The following is a 16,923-nucleotide window of genomic DNA, read 5'->3' on the forward strand; positions in this document are numbered from 1 at the left end:
GTCAGCAGCCCTCCCGCGCAGGGGGCTGGTGGTCTCCGTCGTGGGTGCGCAGGACCAGGCGCTGCGGGGAGCGCGCTTCGAGGTCGCGGGCGAGGATCCGGAGCTCGACGGCCGGCCACTGGTCGACCCACATGGCTCCGCCGGCGTTGCAGCCGTCCTCACGCCAGCCGATCCTGAACTCCACCGTGGTCGACTCGCCCGGCGCGAGCTCGCGGACGACGGGGAGCGTCGCGTCGATGTCGTCGAACGGCGACGGCTGCAGTGCGGGCGGCGCGGGACTCGGCTCCGCTCGCATCTCGCCGCCACCGCTGCGACCGGCGAACGGCACGCGCACCGCCTCGAGGTGGGCGGTCCACCGCGAGGTGTTGGTGATCCTCAGCCTCACCGAGCAGGCGAACCCCGGCCTCACGTCGATGGCGAGATCGCCCGCACGTGGATCGTCCGGGTCGACGAGGGACCGCGGGAGCCGGGTGAGCTCCGTGCCCGTGCACGTGGGTGTCCAGGTGACAGCCACCTGTGCTGCGCTCCGGCCCGCCTCGACCCACCACGCGCAGCCGAGCAGCAGTGCCAGCACGACGACGCCCACCGCGGCAGCGCGAGTGCGACGTGTCGTCATCGCTCGGCGGCGGCGGCGGCGGCGAGGTCGAGGCTGAGGGTCGTGAAGCCGGTGACCGGCCGGAACCCGAGGCATTCGTAGAGGCCCAGCGCCCCGGCGTTGTCCACCTCCGTCACGAGCGACAGCCGGCTCGCGCCTGCGGCCTCGCCCGCGCGCCGTACGGCGGTCACGAGCGCGCGCGCCACGCCCCGGCGCCGTGCTCTCGGGTCGACGTACAGGTCGCGCAGCTGCCAGGTCAGCCCGGCGCCGAGAGACGCAGGGACGGGGTGGGCGGTGGCGAGGCCGACGGGCTCGGTCCCGTCCTCCAGTGCGGCAGTGAAGACCGTCAGCAGCCCGGCCTCCGTCATCCGCGTCAGCCACCGCAGGGTCTGCGCCGCGTCCGCGGGCTGCCCGTAGTGGCAGCGGTAGGCATCGAAGACCTTGCTCGCCGCCGCCAGCGTCTCGGCGGTCTCGCAGGCGGTGACGACGGGAGGTTCTCCGAGCACCTGCAGATGATGACGGATCGGCGACAATGAGCGCGTGATCACCGACCCGTGGCCTGCGCGCTCGGGTCCCCTCCTGCTGCGTCATCCGGGGCCGGGAGAGCTCGACGACCTGCACGCGCTGCGCAACGACCCGGCGGCCAACCGGTTCATGCTGCGGACGTCGGTCGACGCCCCAGAGTTCCGCCGTGAGTGGCTCGAGGTGCCCGGCAGTGACACGGACTTCTCATGCGTGGCCGAGCTCGATGGGGCGCTCGTCGCAATGGGTTTCCTCGACGTGGTCGACGGTATGGGCCAGCCGGGCATGCCCCCGCGCACCGAGGGCGTGTTGGGCTACATCGTCGACCCGAAGCACTGGGGCCGAGGTATCGGTTCGGCGCTCGCTCGCGGACTGCTCGACGCGGCGTTCGGTCCTCTCGGGCTCCGCCGTGTCACCGCCAGCTGCAATGCCGACAACCCGGCGTCCGTGCGGATCCTCGAGGGGCTCGGCATGCGCCGAGAGCAGCACGGCGTGCAGGACTCCTGGCACGCCGACCTCGGCTGGATCGACGGCTACCAGTACGCCGTGCTGCGCAGCGAGTGGGACAGGCCCCACGCCGCCGATCACTGAGTGCCCCCCCGCTGATCGAGCAGCGAGCCCTGGCGAGAGTTGTCGAGACCCCTGAAGCTGAGCTGGGAGCCGACAGATCGGTGGTTGAGGAAGGACGAAGTCCTGTCTCGAAACCACCCGCCAGGCGTTCCAGGAGATTGTTTCCCGGCCGTCTCGGATCGTGGTCAACCAGGGCCTCGGCGAGGTCTGACTGTCGGTGGTGACCTCTAGCGTTTGACCCATGACGGAGCACCTCGATCACGAGCTCGCGCAGGCCGTGCTGGCCTCCGCGACTCGGGTCGTGCGTGCTCGCCGTCTCGTCGAGGTCGAGGACCTCGAGACCCTCGCCGCCTGGGCGGACCTGCACTCCGGACCGTCCGTGGGGAAGTGGGACGCGACGGTCGCCCTGGGAGGCCAGGGGACGCCGAAGGTGCGGGACCACTGCCTCGGTGAGATCGCGATCGCCCGCGGCACCGGTGTCGTCGCCACCAGCAACGCCCTCGCCGACGTCCTCGACCTGCGCCACCGCCTCCCGCTCACCTGGGCGGTCGTACGCCGAGGTGAGGCGGAGGTGAGCGTCGCCCGACGGGTCGCGAGGCTGTCACGCCACCTGCCCTTGGACTGTGTCGGGACCGTCGACGCTGCGGTCGCCCGGGTCATCGCCCGCGAGGCCGGCGGCCGGGTCCTCGCCGTCGCCGAAGCGACGATCATCGAGGCCGACCCCGCCCTCCACGAAGAACGCGCCGAGGCCGAACGTCGACGCACGTACGTCGGGATGTCCCGCACCGACGAGCACGGCCTGCGCACGATCATCGCCCGCGTCGAAGCCGGTGACGCCCACTGGATCGACGCCACCCTGACCCGCGTCGTCGAGCTCATCGGCCCACGTCACCCCGACGCCGGCGCCCAGGAGCTCAGGTCGATCGCGTTCGGGTGGCTCGCCCGCCCCGCCGAACTGTTCGAGCTCTTGGTCGAGCACCAGCAACCTGCGCTGTTCGACAGCGAGACGGACGAGGCAGAGCCCTCGCGGGCGACCGCGATGCCCGCCGACCTCCTCGACGCCCTGCGCGACCTCGACCTCGAGCCGCTGCGCCCCCGCACCGTGCTCTACGTCCACCTCCACGAAGCCGCGCTCCACGGCACCCCCGCCGTCGCCCGCATCGAAGGGCTCGGACCGAGCACGCTCACCGGGGTCACCGGCCTCCTCGCCGGCTGCAAGGTGACCGTCAAACCGGTCATCGACCTCGCCGACCGGATCCGGACCACGGCCTACGAACACCCCGAGGCGTTGAAGGAACGAGTCCACCTCACCACTGGTGGCGACTACTGGCCCTACGCCGTCAACACGTCACGCAGGGTCGACTACGACCATCCCACGCCGTACACCGCTCAGGGCCCGCCCGGCCAGACCGGCACCCACAACTCCGGCCCACTGGGCCGACGCCACCACCGCTGGAAGACCCACGCCGGCTACACAGCCCGACAATCAGGCGCGGGAAGGTACGCCTGGCTCACACCCCACGGACTCGGCTACCTCGTCGACCACCAAGGCACCCGCCCCATCCCACCCGAGCACGCCCGGATGATCATCGACGCCCCCGCCGGCCTCGACATCTACCCCGGCGTCGAGATCGACCTCAGGCTCCACTGACCCACGTCGCACTGCCCGTGGTCGTTGCGCCCAGCCGCCAGGACGCATCCGTCAGCGCCGACTCCGAGGGTGTGTGCGCCGCCCGCGGCGATGGCCACCACGTCGGTCCATCCGTCGACGGCGCACTGAACGTCGTCGTCGGCGCCAGCGGCGAGGACTCTGCCGGAGGAGAGCAGAGCGCAGAGCGACGGTGTGGTGGCTCCCCGCCGCGACGCTGACGACGTCGCCCTGCGCAGCCATCTCCTCCTCAGCCCCACAGCACGCGCCGGCGAACACGATGCGGCCGGCGGCCGTCAGACCGACCGTGTGCAGCGACCCCGCCGAGACCGAGACGATGCCTTGCCACTCCGCTACCTCGCACTGCCCCCGGCTGTCGTTGCCGACGGCCAGCACCGTGCCGTCGTCGCGGAGTCCCACGGTGTGCCAGTCGCCGCGGGCCGCGTCGGCGACGTCACGCCAGATCTCCACGTCACAAGCGCCATCGGTGCGCCGGCCCGACGCCACCGCACGACCGTCGGCGCGTACGCCGACCGTGCGGCGCCACCCGGCCGCGACCGCGACGAGCCGGGTCCAAGAATTCACGTCGCACTGTCCGTGCGCGTCCCAGCCCGTGGCCACCGCCGTCCCGTCCACACGGAGTGCGACCGTGTGGGAGCGTCCGGTGTTGGCTTCCAGATGCACGGAGCCAGCCGCGACCGACACGATGCCCGTCAAGCCGTCGACGAGCCCCTCACCCGAGCTCGCGGCTCCCGCGTGCACCACCCGTCCGCCGTCGTCGACTCCGACCGAATGTCGAGCGCCAGCCGCGACCAGGTGGCGCACACCTACTTCAACACGGCCCAGGCGATCAGCTGGTCGAGCCGGCGGACGTCGATCGTCTTGTGGAGCTTCACCTTGATGTGGCCGGCCCGAGTCCACAGTTCGAGTTCGGCGTCGCGGTCGAGCATGCCGCCGGCGTTCTCCGACGACCACATGTTGATCGAGCTGTAGGGCAGCGAGTAGATCTCGACCTTCTTGCCCGTGAACCCCTGCGCGTCCCGCACGATCAGTCGCTTCGTGGTGAAGACAGCGCTGTCGCGGAAGGTCTTGAACGCCGCGACAGCCTGCTCGCCCTCTGTGAGCAGAGGGGTCACGTCCGGTGGGACGGGGATCTCTTCGATCAGGGTCCAGGCGGTGATGGTGCCGACGCTGCTGTCCATGGAGCCTCTTCCTGCTGGCGGATGCGTCCGCCGAGCCTAGAGGTCTCGCGGCACGTCCACCGGCCCGGCCGACCGGTCCCCACGGACCCGCTTCAGCACCAGCTCGGCGCTGATCAGGCACATCGGGACACCGATGCCCGGCAGGGTGCTGGACCCGGCGTAGAGCAGCCCGTCGACGCGTTTCGACGCGTTACCGGCGCGGAACATCGCGCTCTGCGACAGCACGTGCGCGGGGCCGAGGGCACCGCCGCGCCAGGCCAGGATGTCGTGGGCGAAGTCGCCGGGCCCGACAGTGCGGCGTACGACGATCCGCTCGGCGAGGTCGGGGACCCCGGCCCAGGAGGCGACCTGGGCGATGGCGGCGTCGGCGGCCTTCTCGACCTGCGGGTCGCCGGCGCCGTCCTCGCCACCGCGGCCGATGCTGGTCTCGGCGGGGACGGGCACGAGCACGAAGAGGTTCTCGTGACCGGGGGGCGCCACGTCGTCGTCGGTGGCCGACGGCTTGCAGACGTAGGCCGAGGCCGGCTCAGGCACGCGGCGTGCGTCGAAGACGTCGCCGAAGTTCTGCTGCCAGTCGCGGGTGAAGAACAGCGAGTGGTGGGCCAGCTCCGGCAGCTCGCCCTCGACGCCGAGCATCGCGAGCACGGCACCCGGGCCCGGGTCGCGCTTGGACCACCACGACTCGGGGAAGGTCTGCAGCTCGCGGGGGAGCAGGCGGGTCTCGAGGTGGTGCAGGTCGCCGGCACCGACCACGAGGTCGGCGTCGTACGACGCGGGCGCGCCGTCCCGAACGGCGTCGACGCCGGTCACGTGGACACGCTGACGACGCCCCGAGCCGCCGGGCGCGGTGCGCACGCCCGTCACCTCGACGCCGGTGTGCAGGCACGCCCCGGCGCGCTCGGCGAGCGAGGTGAGCACCTCCACGACGCGGTGGAACCCGCCGCGAGGGTGGTAGACCCCGTCCGCGAGGTCGAGGTGGCTCATCAGGTGGTACATGCTCGGCGCCTTGTCGGGCGCGGTGCCGAGGAAGACCGCCGGGTAGCCGAGCACCTGGCGCAACCGGTTGTCCTCGAAGCGCGCGCCGACGTAGGACTCGAGCGAGCGGGTGAGCAGCCCGGCGAGCTTGGGTGCGTGGCGGGCGATCGGTGGCGCCAGGAGCGAGGCGGGGGACTGGAACGAGGTGTAGAGGAAGTGCCGCAGGGCGAGGTCGTAGGTGAGCTCAGCCGAGTCGAGGTAGCTCTCCAGCGCCGCGCCGGCCCCGGGCTCGAGCGACTCGAAGAGCGCGACGTTGCCCGCCCGGTCGGCCGCGATGTCGACGGCGTCGGGGTGACCCTCGAACCACACGCGGTAGCCGGGGTCGAGGTGGACCAGGTCGAGCTCGGCCTCGGCGGTCGTGCCGAGGAGGCGGAAGAGGTGGTCGAAGACCTCGGGCATGAGGTACCACGACGGCCCCGTGTCGAAGCGGAACCCGTCGCGCTCCCACGACCCGGCGCGGCCACCGAGGGCCGAGGAACGCTCGAGCAGGTCGACCTCGTGACCGTCCGCGGCCAGCAGGGCGGCGGTCGCCAGGCCGGCGACCCCGCCGCCGATCACGACGACGCGACGGTGCTCGGACGGGGTGCTCATCGGGACTCCTTGCGTGCCGGGCGGGCGGACGTGGCCAAGGACCGGGCGACGACCACGGCCTTGCGCGGTCCCGGCACCCGCACGCGCTGCGTGCGCACCTGGGCGGCCGGGGTGCTGCGCAGCCGCAGCGAGAGCTCGGCGAAGAGCGCGTGGGCCGCGGCCACGGCCCGTCGGCTGCTGGCCGGCAGCGCCGTCACGGCCGCGGCCGAGACCCTCAGGTCGGTGTCGATGTCGTCGAGCAGGCGGTGCTTGGTGGGCTCGTCCAGCGCGGCCGGGTCGACGCCGGGGAAGTAGCGGCGTCCGAGGAGCTGGGAGTCCTCGGCGAGGTCGCGCAGGAAGTTGACCTTCTGGAACGCCGCCCCGAGGGCCCGGGCGCCCGGCTCGAGCTCGGCGTACGCCGCGTCGGGGTCGGGCGTCTCGAGCAGGAAGGCGCGCAGGCACATCAGCCCGACGACCTCGGCCGAGCCGTAGACGTAGCGCTCGAAGCTGTCCTGGTCGTGCTCGCGCACGTCGAGGTCGGTGCGCATGGAGGCGAAGAACGGCGTGATGAGCTGCGGCTCGATGCCGCAGGTGCGGGCGGTGCCGGCGAAGGCGTGCACGACGAGGTTGGCGCTGTGCCCGGTGCGCAGAGCGCGCAGCGTCTCCGTCTCGAGCTCGTCGAGCACGGCGCGCTGGCGCTCGACGTCGAGGCCGGCTCGCGGAGCGTCGACGACCTCGTCGGCCAGACGCACGAGGGCGTAGAGCGTGCGCACGTGGGTGCGCACGGGCTCGGCGAGCAGCCGCGAGGCCATGCCGAAGGAGGAGGAGTAGGACTGCAGCACCAGGCCGGCGCTGCGCCGGGCGACCTCGTCGTAGAAGGCAGCCGGGTCCTCGGGTCCGGGAGCCGCGGGTCGCATCAGCGCGGTCACGCCGCGCCCCGCACCGGCACGGTGCACAGGCCGGCCAGGTCGCTCAGCAGCGCTGCGGGCAGGCCGACGGCGGCACCGGCGTCGGTCGCGGTGGCGACGTAGTCGGTGACGAGGTCCTCGACGAAACCGCGCGAGCCGCAACGCTCGAGCGCGTCGCGCACCAGCGCGGCGCGCGCGTCGTCGAGGTCGACGGCACCCCAGTGGGGTTCGATCTCGAGCCAGCCGGCCGTGCTGCGGGCGTGGGTGATGAGCGCGGTGCACTTGCCCTCGCGCAGGTCGTTGACGGTGCTCTTGCCCGTGCTGGCCGAGTCGCCGAAGACCCCGAGCAGGTCGTCCTGGAGCTGGAAGGCGAGCCCCAGGTGGCGGCCCACCTCGCCCAGGGCGTGGACGACCTCGTCAGGGGCGTCGGCGAGCACCGCGCCCAGCTGCATCGGCAGGGCGAAGGAGTAGACCGCGGTCTTGCGCTCCTCCATGGACAGGACGTCGGCGAGGGTCGGGTGGCCCGGGTGGGTCGCCAGGCGCACGTCGGCGAGCTCGCCGGCCGCGGTGACCGCGAGAGCCTGGTCCACCAGGTCGAGCAGCCGGTGCGTGACCGCCGGGGGCACGGGCGCCGTGGCGACGGCGCGGACCGCCGCGGCGAGCGCCAGGTCACCGGTGAGCACGGCGCCGGCGAGGCCGTAGAGCTCCGCTCGCTCGTCCGGTACGTCGCGGCCGAGGGCCGCCACACGGAAGCCCTCGGGCACGCTGGGCCGACCGCGCCGGGTGCGGTCGCCGTCGATGACGTCGTCGTGGACGACGAAGGCGGTGTGGAGCAGCTCGACCCCGGCGCCGACGGCCGCCACGGCCTCGGGTCGGGTGCCCGCACAGCTGTCGTGGGTCAGCCCGACCAGCCACGGGCGGAACCGCTTGCCGCCGACGACCGCGTGCCGCAGCGCGGCGTGCAGCGCCACGCCCTCGGTGCCGCACTGGCCGAGCGTCCGCGCCCCGAGCAGGTCCTGGAACGGGTCGTCCTCCGCAGCGGGCACGCGGAGACGGTATCCAGACGCACCAAGCGCACGCGCGGTGGCTCGCCTCACCCCGGAGGGCTGCCCGGGGAGCGTCCGGGGCGGAGCGTCGCCGCGAGGTTGCGGGCGATGCCGGCCAGCGAGCTGCCGGCGTCACCATCCGTGCTCTCGCCCTGGGTGCGGGGCGCGAGCACGTTGCCGTCGGTGGGCGCCACGGGACGCGTCAGGTCGGTCGCTCCGACGGGGAACAGCGGCCCGACGAGCCGGTCGTACAACCACGGCAGGTACGCGCGGCCCCAGGCCATCGGGTAGTTCAGCGCGCTCAGCTGGTCGGGGAGCCACCCGTGGTCGACGCGTCGCCAGATCTGGGCCGCCGCTCGCTCGGCGCTCGAGACCGGCGGCGGGGGGCGCCCGACGAAGCCGGCGTAGTTGGCGGCCTGCGTGTAGATCGGGGTGTCGACCCCGCCGGGCGCGACGTAGCGGACGTGCACGCCGGGCCGGTCGCGGTTCTCGAGCCGCAGCTGGTGCGCCAGCGCCCGCACGCCCCACTTGCTGAGCACGTACGGCGTCATGGTCGGCACGCCGAGGTGGCCGATCACCGAGCCGAGGAGCACCAGGGTGCCCTCGTGCTGGCGCCGCAGGACCGGGACGACGTGGCGGGCGACGTTGAGAGAGCCGAGCAGGTCGGTCCGCACCACCTGCTCGGCGACCTCGGCCGGCACCTCCTCGACGCGTCCGTACGACACCACCCCGGCGCTGTGCACGACGACGTCGATGCGGCCGTGCTCGTCGAGCACCTGCTCGACGCACGCCTGCACCTCCTCGTCGTCGCCGACGTCGGTCGGCAGGACCGTGACCGAGGTGGCCCCGGCCGCGGTGCACTCGGCCGCCGCCTGCGCGAGGGCCGCGGCGCCGCGGGCGACGAGCACGAGGTGGTCGCCGCGGCCCGCGGCCTGCACGGCTGCGGCCCGGCCGATGCCGCTCGAGGCGCCGGTGACGACCACGACGCGGGGAGTGTCCGTCGTCTGCGCTGGGCTCATGGGCGACCGGTCCCCGCGACCCGGGCACTCATGCGCAGCCGGGTGCATGGTGAGGGATACCTGGAACCGTGCCCGCACCCGAGCTCTCGCGTCCGCTCCGACTCGCCCTGGTCGACGACCATCCCATCGTGGTGAGGGGGCTCGCCGCGATGCTGACCGAGCACGGCGACCGCGTGCACGTCGTCGAGCTCGACTCGCTGCGCGACCCGGCCGAGGACGTCGACGTGGTGCTCAAGGACGCGTTCGGGCTCATCGACGACCTGCGGGACTTCGTCCGCAGCTCCCGGGCCCCGGTGGTGGTCTTCGCCTTCACCGCGGAGAAGGCCGCGGTCCAGGCCGCGCTCGACGCGGGTGCCGCAGGCTACGTCTTCAAGGGCGTCTCGGAGGAGCGGCTGGTCGCCGCCCTGGAGCGCGTGCACGCCGGGGAGCAGGTCGTGGAGGTCGACCAAGAGGTGGGTCAGGACGCCTTCGACGGCGGCGCGGGTGACTGGCCCGGCCGGGCCGAGGGGCTGACCGAGCGGGAGTCGGAGATCCTCGCCCTGATCTGCCGTGGGCTCAGCAACCAGGAGGTCGCCCAGACCCTCTTCCTGAGCATCAACTCGATCAAGACCTACATCCGCTCGCTCTACCGCAAGATCGGGGCGGAGAGTCGCTCGCAGGCCGTGATCTGGGGGCTCGACCACGACTTCGTGCCGCGGCCGTGGCGCCACCGGCCCTGACCTCGCGTCAGGACCGGTGGCACCGGACTCACGAGGTGGTGGTCTCGTCGCGCACGCTCTGGGCCGCGGAGCGGCCCTCGTCCTGCACCGTCGTCGCCGACTCCTGGGCGCTCTGCTTGACCTGCTGGGCCGCGTCGGTCGCCGCGTCCTTGAGGTCGCTCGCCACCTGCTGACCGGCCTCGCGGGCCTGGTCGACGAGCGGCTGGCCCTGCTCGCGCGCGGTCTCGACGACCCGGTGCGCGGCCTCGGCCTCGGCGCGCGTGGCGGGCAGCAGCGAGGCCAGCACCATGCCGGCCCCGAAAGCCACCAGGCCGGCGCCGATCGGGTTGCCCTCGAAGCGCTGCTGGGCGCTCTCGCTCACCCCGCCGGCTCCGCTCGAGACGCTGCCGCCCACGTCGTGCGCCGTACCCATGACCCGGTCGCGGACCGAGCCGACGCGGTCGCGTGCGGCGCGCTTGCGGCGCTCGACGATCGCCGACGGGCTCACCCGGTCCTGCAGGGTGTCGATGTCGGCGGCCATCCGGGCCCGGGTCTGCTCGATCTCGGTGTTCAGCTCTTCTGGGCTCTGGCCCATGACGCGTCCTCCTTCAGGCTCTGCTGCGTGTGCGGGAGCTCGGGGTGTGCTTTCTTCAGCCGGGCGCGCCCGAGGACGGCCAGCACGGCGGCCACCACGGCCCACACCGCGGCGGTGATGAGTGCGGCTGCCTCGATCGGCAGCCAGTTGTCGAGCAGGAACATCAGCGCGAGGCTGAGGAAGACGAGGGCGAACCACGCTCCCAGTCCCGCGCCACCGAGCATCCCGGCGCCCTTGCCCGCCTTGGTGACCTCGCTCCTCAGCTCGGTCTTGGCCAGCTCCACCTCCTGCTTGAGCAGGGTGGAGAGGTTCTCGCCGAGGTCGCTGACGACCTCGCCCAGGCTGCGGTCGTCGTTCACAGCGGGTCGACCGGGTCGATCGGCTCGCCGGCGGCCGTGCCCGTCGTCGGCGGCGTCGGCGTCACGGGCGGGCTCGTCGGAGAGAGATCGGTGGTCGGCTCCGCGCTCGCGGCGACGGCGCCATCGCGCGCACCTCGGGCCACCCGTCCGACGAGGACCCCGGCGGCGAGGGCGCCGAGCAGGAACGTGCCAGGACGCTGTCGGGCGAAGCGCCGGACGTCGTCGAGCAGGTCGCTCGGCTCGCGGCCGTCGAGGTGGCGGGCGGCGCCCTGCACCCGGTCGGCGACCTCGCGGGCAAGGTCGGTGGCCAGGCCGGAGTCGGCGCCGTCCGCCATCCGGTGGAGGTCGTCGCCCAGGGTCCCGAGGGTGCCGACGAGGCGGTCACGTTGAGTGCGGCTCTGCTCGTCGAGCTGGTCGCGCACCTGGCCGCGGGCCTGGTCGGCGAGGCCGCGCACCTGCTCGGCGGCGTCGCCGACCACGCTGCGCGCCTCGTCGGCGGCGACCCCGGCCACGTGCTGGCCCTGCTCTCCTGCGGTCGATGCCGCGTGCTGAGCGCGCTCGGTGGCGCTCGTGCTGCTGTCAGTGGTCATGGCCCCGGGTAACCCCGTCGAGGTGCGGACCGGCCACCCCTAGGGGTTGAACGCCGGGGTTGAACGGCGGAGAACCGGACACCCGGCTCCATGGACCCGGTTCCGCGCCCGTTGCGCGTGCAGGTGCGCGACGACCACACGTTGGTCGTCGCCGGCGTCTCGGCGATGTTGCACCCGTTCCGCGACCGCGTCGAGGTGGTGGGACCGGGCGAAGAGCCGGTCGACGTCGTGCTGGTCGACACCTTCGCCGCGCTGCAGCCCGCCGGCGCGGCCGAGCGTCGGTGCGGGACCACGACCAAGGTCGTCGCCTACAGCTGGAACCTCGACCCGGTCCTCGTGGAGCAGGCCCTCGCCGAGGGAGCCGCCGGATACCTGTCGAAGGCGCTCGAGCCCGAGGTCCTCGTCGGCTGCCTGGAGGACATCGTCGCCGGGCGCACGGTCGTCTCCCCGGCCCCGGGAGCGCACGACCGGTGGGGAACGCGTGCCGGAGGCCCGGACGGGTGGCCCGGCCGGAGCGAGGGGCTCAGCGAGCGCGAGTCCGAGGTGCTGGCCCTGGTCGTGCGGGGACTGCGCAACGAGCAGATCGCGCGGCGCCTCTTCCTCAGCATCAACTCGGTCAAGACCTACATCCGCTCCGCCTACCGCAAGGTGGGCGCCACGACGCGGGCCGAGGCGATCGTCTGGGGCTACCGCCACGGCTTCGAGCCGCAGGTCAGTCCACGGGTGGCGGCCGAGCTCAGCCGGCGAAGCGGACCGCCAGCACCGCCACGTCGTCCTCGTGCTCGTCACTGACCAGCTCGCCGATGAGCGCGTCGAGGAACGACGAGAGCTCGCGGCCGTGGTGACGGCGGGCGGCGCCGCAGAGCCGGTCGAAGCCGGTGGTCAGAGGTTCGCCGCGCCGCTCGACCAGGCCGTCGGTGTAGAGCACCAGGGTCGAGCCGGGCTCGACGTCGAGCCGGTGGTCGCGGCGCCTGGTCTCGGGCGCGATGCCGACGAGCAGGTCGTTGCCGTCGGTGCCGCCGAGCAGGGTCGCGCAGCCCTCGGGGGAGACCAGCACCGCCGGAGGGTGACCGGCGCTCGTCCAGGTCAGGGACCACCCGTCGCCCGAGGGCGCAGCGCGGACGAAGAGGACGCTCGCCACCGACCGGGTGCCGAGGTCGGCCGTCGCGTAGTCGAGCCGGCGGATCGTCTCGGCCGGGGTGCGGGCCTCGGCCCAGTCGAGGGTGCGCAGGGTGCTGCGCAGCTGACCCATGGACGCCGCGGCTCCGATGTCGTGACCACCGACGTCGCCGATGACCAGGCTGGTCTCGCCGGTCGGGAGGTGGACGGCGTCGTACCAGTCCCCGCCGACCTGGTCGCGCTCGGCGGCCGGGCGGTAGCGCGCGTCGAGCTCGAGGCCCGGCACGCTGGGCAGGTCGGTCAGCATCGCCCGCTGCAGGGTCTCCGCGACGTGCACCCGGTCCTGCAGCAGCAGCGCGGTCTTGACCGCCTGCGCGGTCGCCGAGGCGAGGGCGGCGAGCGTGCGGCGCTCGGCGAGGGTGAAGCGCCGTGGCACCGGCCAGCTGAGCGCGAGCGCGCCGTAGGCGTCACCCGTGTGCTCGAGGGGGAGGTACGCGCGGGCCGAGCCGGCGGGCGTGCCGTCGTCGGCGAGGTCGGGGTAGCGCCGTCGCAGGTCGCCCCGGTCGACCAGGTAGCGGGCCCGCGCCTCGGCCAGGCAGTCGCCGAGCGGGGAGCGGCCGGCCGTCTCGACCGTCTGGTGGTCGTCCATCCCGGCGCGGTCCTGCCCGCTGTAGGAGACGGCGCGGATCGTCTCGCCGGCGTCGGTGCGCGAGCTGCGCCCCTCGAGCTCGGCGGTGCGCAGCCACAGCCCCGTGTGGCTGCACCCGAGCTCGAGCCGGGTCACCTCGTCGATGCCGGCGGCGATCTCGGCGAGGGTGTGGGAGGCGGCGAGGCGGTCGCCGATCGCGAGCAGCACCCGGCTGCGTTCGCCGAGCTCCTCCGAGACGCGCAGGGCGTTCTGGGCGGCCTCGCGCTGCCCGCGCTCGGAGAGCTCGGTCGAGCAGGCGGCCGCGATGTCGGCGAGGGCGTCGAGCTCGTCGGCACGCCACTCGTGCGGCTGGGAGTCGATCGCGCAGAGCGAGCCCACCGTGCGCCCGGTGTGGTCGACGATCGGCCAGCCGGCGTAGGCCACCACCCCGAGGTCGGGGATGGCGAGGTTGTCGGCGAGCCGGTCGTCGAGGCGCGCGTCGGTGACGACGAGCGGCTGCTCGTCCTTGACGACGTACTGGCAGAACGAGTGCGACAGGGGCGTCTGACGGCTCTGCTGGTAGGGGCTCGGGAGCCCGATCGCGCCCGGGAAGACCTGCCGGTCGTCCTCGACCAGGGTCACCAGGGCCGTGGGCACACCGAGGCTGCGACGGACCATCCGGGCGTAGCGCTCGAGAGCGTCGTCGGCGAAGCCGTACGCCTCGCTCATCGTCACCTCGTGCTCGTCGGGCCGGTGACCAGCCGGCGTCGTGCTCGCTCCCGCTACCCGAGCAGCCCCCCGATCATGCCACCTCCTGGGGCGACGGGTCCCCATCTGGCTGCCTCACACCTCGGCGGCGCGGATCCACCCGGACCCGCCGTCACGACGCCAGGGAGCGGCCGTCCGGACCCGCGAGCTCGGCGCGGAGCGTGCCGAGGATGCGCTGCAGGAGCCGGGAGACCTGCATCTGCGTCACGCCGAGCTCGGCGCCGATCTCGTGCTGGCTGAGCCCCTCGAAGAAGCGGAGGTAGAGGATGCGCCGGTCGCGTTCCGACAACTCTCGAACGACGGGGCCCAGCACGACGCGCGCTTCGGCGGACGACTCGGCGTGGTCGTCCCCCGCAGGAAGCAGCTCCCCCAGTGGCGCGCTCGTCCCTGGCTCACCGGCCGGTCGGTCGAGCGACGGGGGTTGGAAGCAGCCGAACCCCTGCACGGCCTCCTCGACCTCTCCCGGCTGGCAGCCGAGGTCGTCACCGATCTCTCCGTCGGTGGGCTCGCGACCGAGGTCCTGCGACAATCGCTCGATGCTGCGGCTGACCCGCCACTGCAGCTCCTGGATGCGGCGCGGCGGACGCACCATCCAGGACTGGTCGCGGAACCAGCGCTGCACCTCGCCGCGCATGGTCGGCACGGCGTACGTCAGCAGGTCCGGACGCACGGCGGGGTCGAACTTGCGGACCGCCTTGACGAGGCCCTCGTACGCCGCCTGCCGGAGGTCCTCCTCGGCCACCCCGCGGCCGCGGTAGCGGCTGGCGACGGCGTCGGCGACTCCTCGGTTGAGGAGCACGACCTCGTCGAGGAGATCGCTGCGGGTTGGGCCGGGTGGGTGGGCGTAGGCCCGTTCGAGCAGTCGGCGGGTCTGCTCGCCGCGCTCGGCGCGGGCGGCGAGGCGGGCCTCACCGGGAGTGCGGGTGGGGGAGGGGGTGGGGGCGGACGGCGTCATGGCGGCGTCTCTCTTCCGAGTGGCGGACCGCCGGTGGCTGCAGCCGTCCGCGCTCACCCCAAAGTAGTGGTGCCGGCAACCCCTCACCTCACCTCCGGAGGTGGTCCGAGAGCGCGAAACCCCCGCGGCACAAGGGGTTTCGGCCTCAGACCTCCACGTGGCGCGCAGCTTCGGACGCGTTCACCACCGGCGTGCCACGGGGCGGGCCAGGGCCCGCTCGCGGTGCGCAGGACGGCGCAGCAGCGGCCCGACGAGCGCGTCGAGGGAAGCCGACGGGCCGAGCCCGAGCTCGGCGGCGAGCAGCCTGCAGTAGCGGTGGTAGTGACGCACCGCCTCGGAGCGGTTGCCCTCGAGCAGGTGCACCTCGATGACCCGCCGGTGCGCGGTCTCGCGCAACGGCTCCCCGCCGACGGCACCGAGGGCGACGGTGAGCGCCTCGGCGTAGCGCCCCTGCTCCTGCAGTCGCAACGAGAGCGCCTCGAGGGCGTGCAGTCGGCGCTGGCGGTGGTCCTCGCGCTCGACCACGAGCCAGTCCTCGTCCCAGCGGGGGAGCAGGTCCTCGTGGAGGCAGGCGGCGTCGAGGGGGTCGGGCAGACCCTCGCGCGACCCGAGCTGCTCGACCAGGGCGTGGGCCCGCCAGAGGTCGACCTCCACCTCGGGCGCGAGGTGCACGTCGTGCGAGGTGCCGATCGCCAGCGCGCGTCCGGACGGGCGCTGCATGCGCCACAGGACGGTGCGCAGGTTGGAGGCCGCCCGGTCGCCGCGCGAGTCCGGCCACAACCGCTCCGCCACGGTCGTTCGGGGGACCGTGCGTCCGCGCTCGGCCACGGCGAGCAGGGCGAGCACCCGTTGGGCGGCCACCGAGAGTCGCACCTCGTCGCCGCGCTGGGTCGCCGCGAACCCGCCCAGCAGGCGCAGCTGCACTGCAGCTCCTCCGCCGTCCATCGCGACCTCCCGCGTTCCGCGCCTCCCGTGTCCTCGCCTCTGGTGTCCGGCTCCCCGCGCCCCATGCCACCCCTAGGGGGAGACCTGGTGCGGGACGTGACGCGGGTGTGACGGCAGGTGTGACGGCAGGCGTGACGGTGGGAGCGACGGATCCGTCACCGGGGCCCGGCACCGTCGTGGGTGCAGACGACCTCACACCAGACACAGCAGGGAGAACACCGTGTTCCGACACAGCTCAGAGCTGCAGTTCCACGCCAAGCCCGAGCGTCCCGACGCCCTCTTCGCCGCCAAGCTGCAGGAGCTCGTGGGCGGCCAGTTCGGCGAGATGACCGTGATGATGCAGTACCTCTGGCAGGGCTGGAACTGCCGCGTCCCCGGCAAGTACAAGGACATGATCATGGACATCGGGACCGAGGAGATCGGTCACGTCGAGATGCTCGTGACCATGATGGCCCGCCTCCTCGAGGGTGCCCCGTCCGAGACGCAGGCGGAGGCCGCCGCGGCCAACCCGGCGCTCGCCGCCGTCCTCGGCGGGCAGAACGTCCAGCACGCCATCGTGACCGGTGGTGCGGCCACCCCCACCAACAGCCAGGGCGTGCCCTGGAACGCCGGCTACATCGTCGCGAGCGGCAGCCTGCTCACCGACTTCCGCAGCAACGTCGCGGCCGAGGCGCAGAGCCGGCTGCAGACCGCCCGGGTCTACGGCATGACCGACGACCCCGGGGTCAAGGACATGCTCCAGTTCAACCTCGCGCGCGACACGTTCCACCAGCAGCAGTGGCTGCTCGGCATCGAGCAGCTCATCGAGGACGGGCTGGTCGACAGCGGCATCGAGGACTCGCTCTCGGAGGAGGAGAAGGACTTCGCGGCGAGGACGTTCTACAGCTTCCACGAGGGCAGCACAGCCGGTGAGGGCCGCTGGGCCCAGGGCGCGACGCTCGTCGGCGAGGGCGAGATCGCGTTCGAGCAGGGGCTGCCGCTGGCGGACGACGTCAACCAGGTCCCGGCCCCCGACCCGCTCCTCTACTCGACGTACGACGGCAGCCTGGGCACGCCGGAGCCGGGGACGGCGGGAGGTGCGTACGCCCAGGGCGGCAAGAACCTGCTGTCCAAGGCCAAGGACGCCCTCACCCCCGACGAGTGACGAGGAG

Annotated in this window: 20 protein-coding genes; 5 read left to right on the forward strand and 15 right to left on the reverse strand. The window is 73.3% G+C overall.

Going from position 1 to position 16,923, the window contains the following annotated elements; genetic code table 11:
* Position 1 precedes the first annotated feature (1 nt).
* Positions 2-616 (reverse strand): hypothetical protein, encoded by a 615-nt coding sequence (locus GRQ65_RS19765; protein WP_160879727.1) that lies wholly within the window; start codon positions 614-616, stop codon positions 2-4.
* Positions 613-1,101: a GNAT family N-acetyltransferase gene (locus GRQ65_RS19770; protein ID WP_160879728.1), complete on the reverse strand. Its 489-nt coding sequence runs from the start codon at positions 1,099-1,101 to the stop codon at positions 613-615. The genes GRQ65_RS19765 and GRQ65_RS19770 overlap by 4 nt, the downstream gene beginning before the upstream one ends.
* Before the next feature lie 34 nt (positions 1,102-1,135).
* Here GRQ65_RS19770 and GRQ65_RS19775 point away from each other — a divergent pair, with 34 nt between their 5' ends.
* Together GRQ65_RS19775 and GRQ65_RS19780 are read left to right on the forward strand one after the other, a co-directional pair.
* Entirely contained in the window at positions 1,136-1,708 is a 573-nt protein-coding gene (locus GRQ65_RS19775) for a GNAT family N-acetyltransferase (RefSeq protein ID WP_160879729.1), read from the forward strand.
* Positions 1,709-1,928: 220 nt separating this feature from the next.
* On the forward strand, positions 1,929-3,338 hold the full coding sequence (locus GRQ65_RS19780) for a hypothetical protein (RefSeq protein ID WP_160879730.1): 1,410 nt from the start codon (positions 1,929-1,931) through the stop codon (positions 3,336-3,338).
* Here GRQ65_RS19780 and GRQ65_RS24290 read toward each other — a convergent pair.
* Genes GRQ65_RS24290 through GRQ65_RS19815 form a run of 7 tightly spaced genes read right to left on the reverse strand, consistent with a single transcriptional unit; the run spans position 3,302 to position 9,115 of the window.
* A complete protein-coding gene (locus GRQ65_RS24290; RefSeq protein ID WP_202388419.1) occupies positions 3,302-3,439 on the reverse strand; it encodes an RCC1-like domain-containing protein in 138 nt (45 codons plus the stop codon). The two genes, GRQ65_RS19780 and GRQ65_RS24290, sit on opposite strands and share 37 nt — an antisense overlap.
* Positions 3,390-4,160 carry an RCC1 domain-containing protein gene (locus GRQ65_RS19790; protein ID WP_160879731.1) on the reverse strand — a complete coding sequence of 257 codons (771 nt, stop codon included), beginning with the start codon at positions 4,158-4,160 and terminating at the stop codon, positions 3,390-3,392. Before GRQ65_RS19790 ends, GRQ65_RS24290 begins: the two co-directional genes overlap by 50 nt.
* A 2-nt stretch (positions 4,161-4,162) precedes the next feature.
* The gene (locus GRQ65_RS19795; protein WP_160879732.1) at positions 4,163-4,537 is read right to left on the reverse strand and encodes a PH domain-containing protein; all 375 of its coding nucleotides are present in this window, start codon (positions 4,535-4,537) and stop codon (positions 4,163-4,165) included.
* Positions 4,538-4,573: 36 nt separating this feature from the next.
* A complete protein-coding gene (gene crtI, locus GRQ65_RS19800; protein WP_160879733.1) occupies positions 4,574-6,163 on the reverse strand; it encodes a phytoene desaturase family protein in 1,590 nt (529 codons plus the stop codon).
* Positions 6,160-7,071, reverse strand: a complete 912-nt coding sequence (locus GRQ65_RS19805) for a squalene/phytoene synthase family protein (protein ID WP_202388420.1) — start codon at positions 7,069-7,071, stop codon at positions 6,160-6,162. The genes crtI and GRQ65_RS19805 overlap by 4 nt, the downstream gene beginning before the upstream one ends.
* A complete protein-coding gene (locus GRQ65_RS19810; RefSeq protein WP_160879734.1) occupies positions 7,068-8,096 on the reverse strand; it encodes a polyprenyl synthetase family protein in 1,029 nt (342 codons plus the stop codon). Before GRQ65_RS19810 ends, GRQ65_RS19805 begins: the two co-directional genes overlap by 4 nt.
* A gap of 47 nt (positions 8,097-8,143) precedes the next feature.
* Positions 8,144-9,115 (reverse strand): SDR family NAD(P)-dependent oxidoreductase, encoded by a 972-nt coding sequence (locus GRQ65_RS19815; RefSeq protein ID WP_160879735.1) that lies wholly within the window; start codon positions 9,113-9,115, stop codon positions 8,144-8,146.
* Between the two features lie 68 nt (positions 9,116-9,183).
* Between GRQ65_RS19815 and GRQ65_RS19820 the strand changes: the two genes are divergently transcribed.
* A complete protein-coding gene (locus tag GRQ65_RS19820) occupies positions 9,184-9,834 on the forward strand; it encodes a LuxR C-terminal-related transcriptional regulator (RefSeq protein ID WP_337191906.1) in 651 nt (216 codons plus the stop codon).
* Positions 9,835-9,862: 28 nt separating this feature from the next.
* On the opposite strand, the gene GRQ65_RS19825 is transcribed toward GRQ65_RS19820, so the two are convergent.
* From GRQ65_RS19825 to GRQ65_RS19835, 3 genes are read right to left on the reverse strand one after another with little or no spacing between them, the layout of a single operon-like run.
* Positions 9,863-10,408: a DUF3618 domain-containing protein gene (locus GRQ65_RS19825; RefSeq protein WP_160879736.1), complete on the reverse strand. Its 546-nt coding sequence runs from the start codon at positions 10,406-10,408 to the stop codon at positions 9,863-9,865.
* Entirely contained in the window at positions 10,384-10,767 is a 384-nt protein-coding gene (locus GRQ65_RS19830; protein ID WP_160879737.1) for a phage holin family protein, read from the reverse strand. The genes GRQ65_RS19825 and GRQ65_RS19830 overlap by 25 nt, the downstream gene beginning before the upstream one ends.
* A complete protein-coding gene (locus tag GRQ65_RS19835) occupies positions 10,764-11,357 on the reverse strand; it encodes a hypothetical protein (protein ID WP_160879738.1) in 594 nt (197 codons plus the stop codon). Before GRQ65_RS19835 ends, GRQ65_RS19830 begins: the two co-directional genes overlap by 4 nt.
* A gap of 90 nt (positions 11,358-11,447) precedes the next feature.
* Here GRQ65_RS19835 and GRQ65_RS19840 point away from each other — a divergent pair, with 90 nt between their 5' ends.
* Entirely contained in the window at positions 11,448-12,149 is a 702-nt protein-coding gene (locus GRQ65_RS19840; RefSeq protein ID WP_160879739.1) for a response regulator transcription factor, read from the forward strand.
* On the opposite strand, the gene GRQ65_RS19845 is transcribed toward GRQ65_RS19840, so the two are convergent.
* From GRQ65_RS19845 to GRQ65_RS19855, 3 genes are all read right to left on the reverse strand, one after another.
* Positions 12,094-13,833, reverse strand: a complete 1,740-nt coding sequence (locus GRQ65_RS19845) for a GAF domain-containing SpoIIE family protein phosphatase (RefSeq protein WP_160879740.1) — start codon at positions 13,831-13,833, stop codon at positions 12,094-12,096. The genes GRQ65_RS19840 and GRQ65_RS19845 overlap by 56 nt on opposite strands.
* Positions 13,834-13,984: 151 nt before the next feature.
* Positions 13,985-14,827 (reverse strand): sigma-70 family RNA polymerase sigma factor, encoded by an 843-nt coding sequence (locus GRQ65_RS19850; protein ID WP_160879741.1) that lies wholly within the window; start codon positions 14,825-14,827, stop codon positions 13,985-13,987.
* Between the two features lie 180 nt (positions 14,828-15,007).
* Entirely contained in the window at positions 15,008-15,751 is a 744-nt protein-coding gene (locus tag GRQ65_RS19855; RefSeq protein ID WP_160879742.1) for a BTAD domain-containing putative transcriptional regulator, read from the reverse strand.
* Between the two features lie 241 nt (positions 15,752-15,992).
* On the opposite strand from GRQ65_RS19855, the gene GRQ65_RS19860 reads away from it, so the two are divergent.
* The gene (locus tag GRQ65_RS19860) at positions 15,993-16,916 is read left to right on the forward strand and encodes a manganese catalase (RefSeq protein WP_160879743.1); all 924 of its coding nucleotides are present in this window, start codon (positions 15,993-15,995) and stop codon (positions 16,914-16,916) included.
* Positions 16,917-16,923 lie beyond the last annotated feature (7 nt).

Origin of the sequence: Nocardioides flavescens, assembly GCF_009823805.1 — a bacterium.
Taxonomy (GTDB): Bacteria; Actinomycetota; Actinomycetes; order Propionibacteriales; family Nocardioidaceae; genus Nocardioides; species Nocardioides flavescens.

Bases quoted from the DNA above. Each gene is read 5' to 3' on its own strand.
- GRQ65_RS19765 (WP_160879727.1), bottom strand. From the start codon at position 616: ATGACGACACGTCGCACTCGCGCTGCCGCGGTGGGCGTCGTCGTGCTG.
- GRQ65_RS19780 (WP_160879730.1), top strand. From the start codon at position 1,929: ATGACGGAGCACCTCGATCACGAGCTCGCGCAGGCCGTGCTGGCCTCC.
- GRQ65_RS19795 (WP_160879732.1), bottom strand. From the start codon at position 4,537: ATGGACAGCAGCGTCGGCACCATCACCGCCTGGACCCTGATCGAAGAG.
- crtI (WP_160879733.1), bottom strand. From the start codon at position 6,163: ATGAGCACCCCGTCCGAGCACCGTCGCGTCGTCGTGATCGGCGGCGGG.
- GRQ65_RS19815 (WP_160879735.1), bottom strand. From the start codon at position 9,115: ATGAGCCCAGCGCAGACGACGGACACTCCCCGCGTCGTGGTCGTCACC.
- GRQ65_RS19825 (WP_160879736.1), bottom strand. From the start codon at position 10,408: ATGGGCCAGAGCCCAGAAGAGCTGAACACCGAGATCGAGCAGACCCGG.
- GRQ65_RS19835 (WP_160879738.1), bottom strand. From the start codon at position 11,357: ATGACCACTGACAGCAGCACGAGCGCCACCGAGCGCGCTCAGCACGCG.
- GRQ65_RS19840 (WP_160879739.1), top strand. From the start codon at position 11,448: ATGGACCCGGTTCCGCGCCCGTTGCGCGTGCAGGTGCGCGACGACCAC.
- GRQ65_RS19845 (WP_160879740.1), bottom strand. From the start codon at position 13,833: ATGAGCGAGGCGTACGGCTTCGCCGACGACGCTCTCGAGCGCTACGCC.
- GRQ65_RS19850 (WP_160879741.1), bottom strand. From the start codon at position 14,827: ATGACGCCGTCCGCCCCCACCCCCTCCCCCACCCGCACTCCCGGTGAG.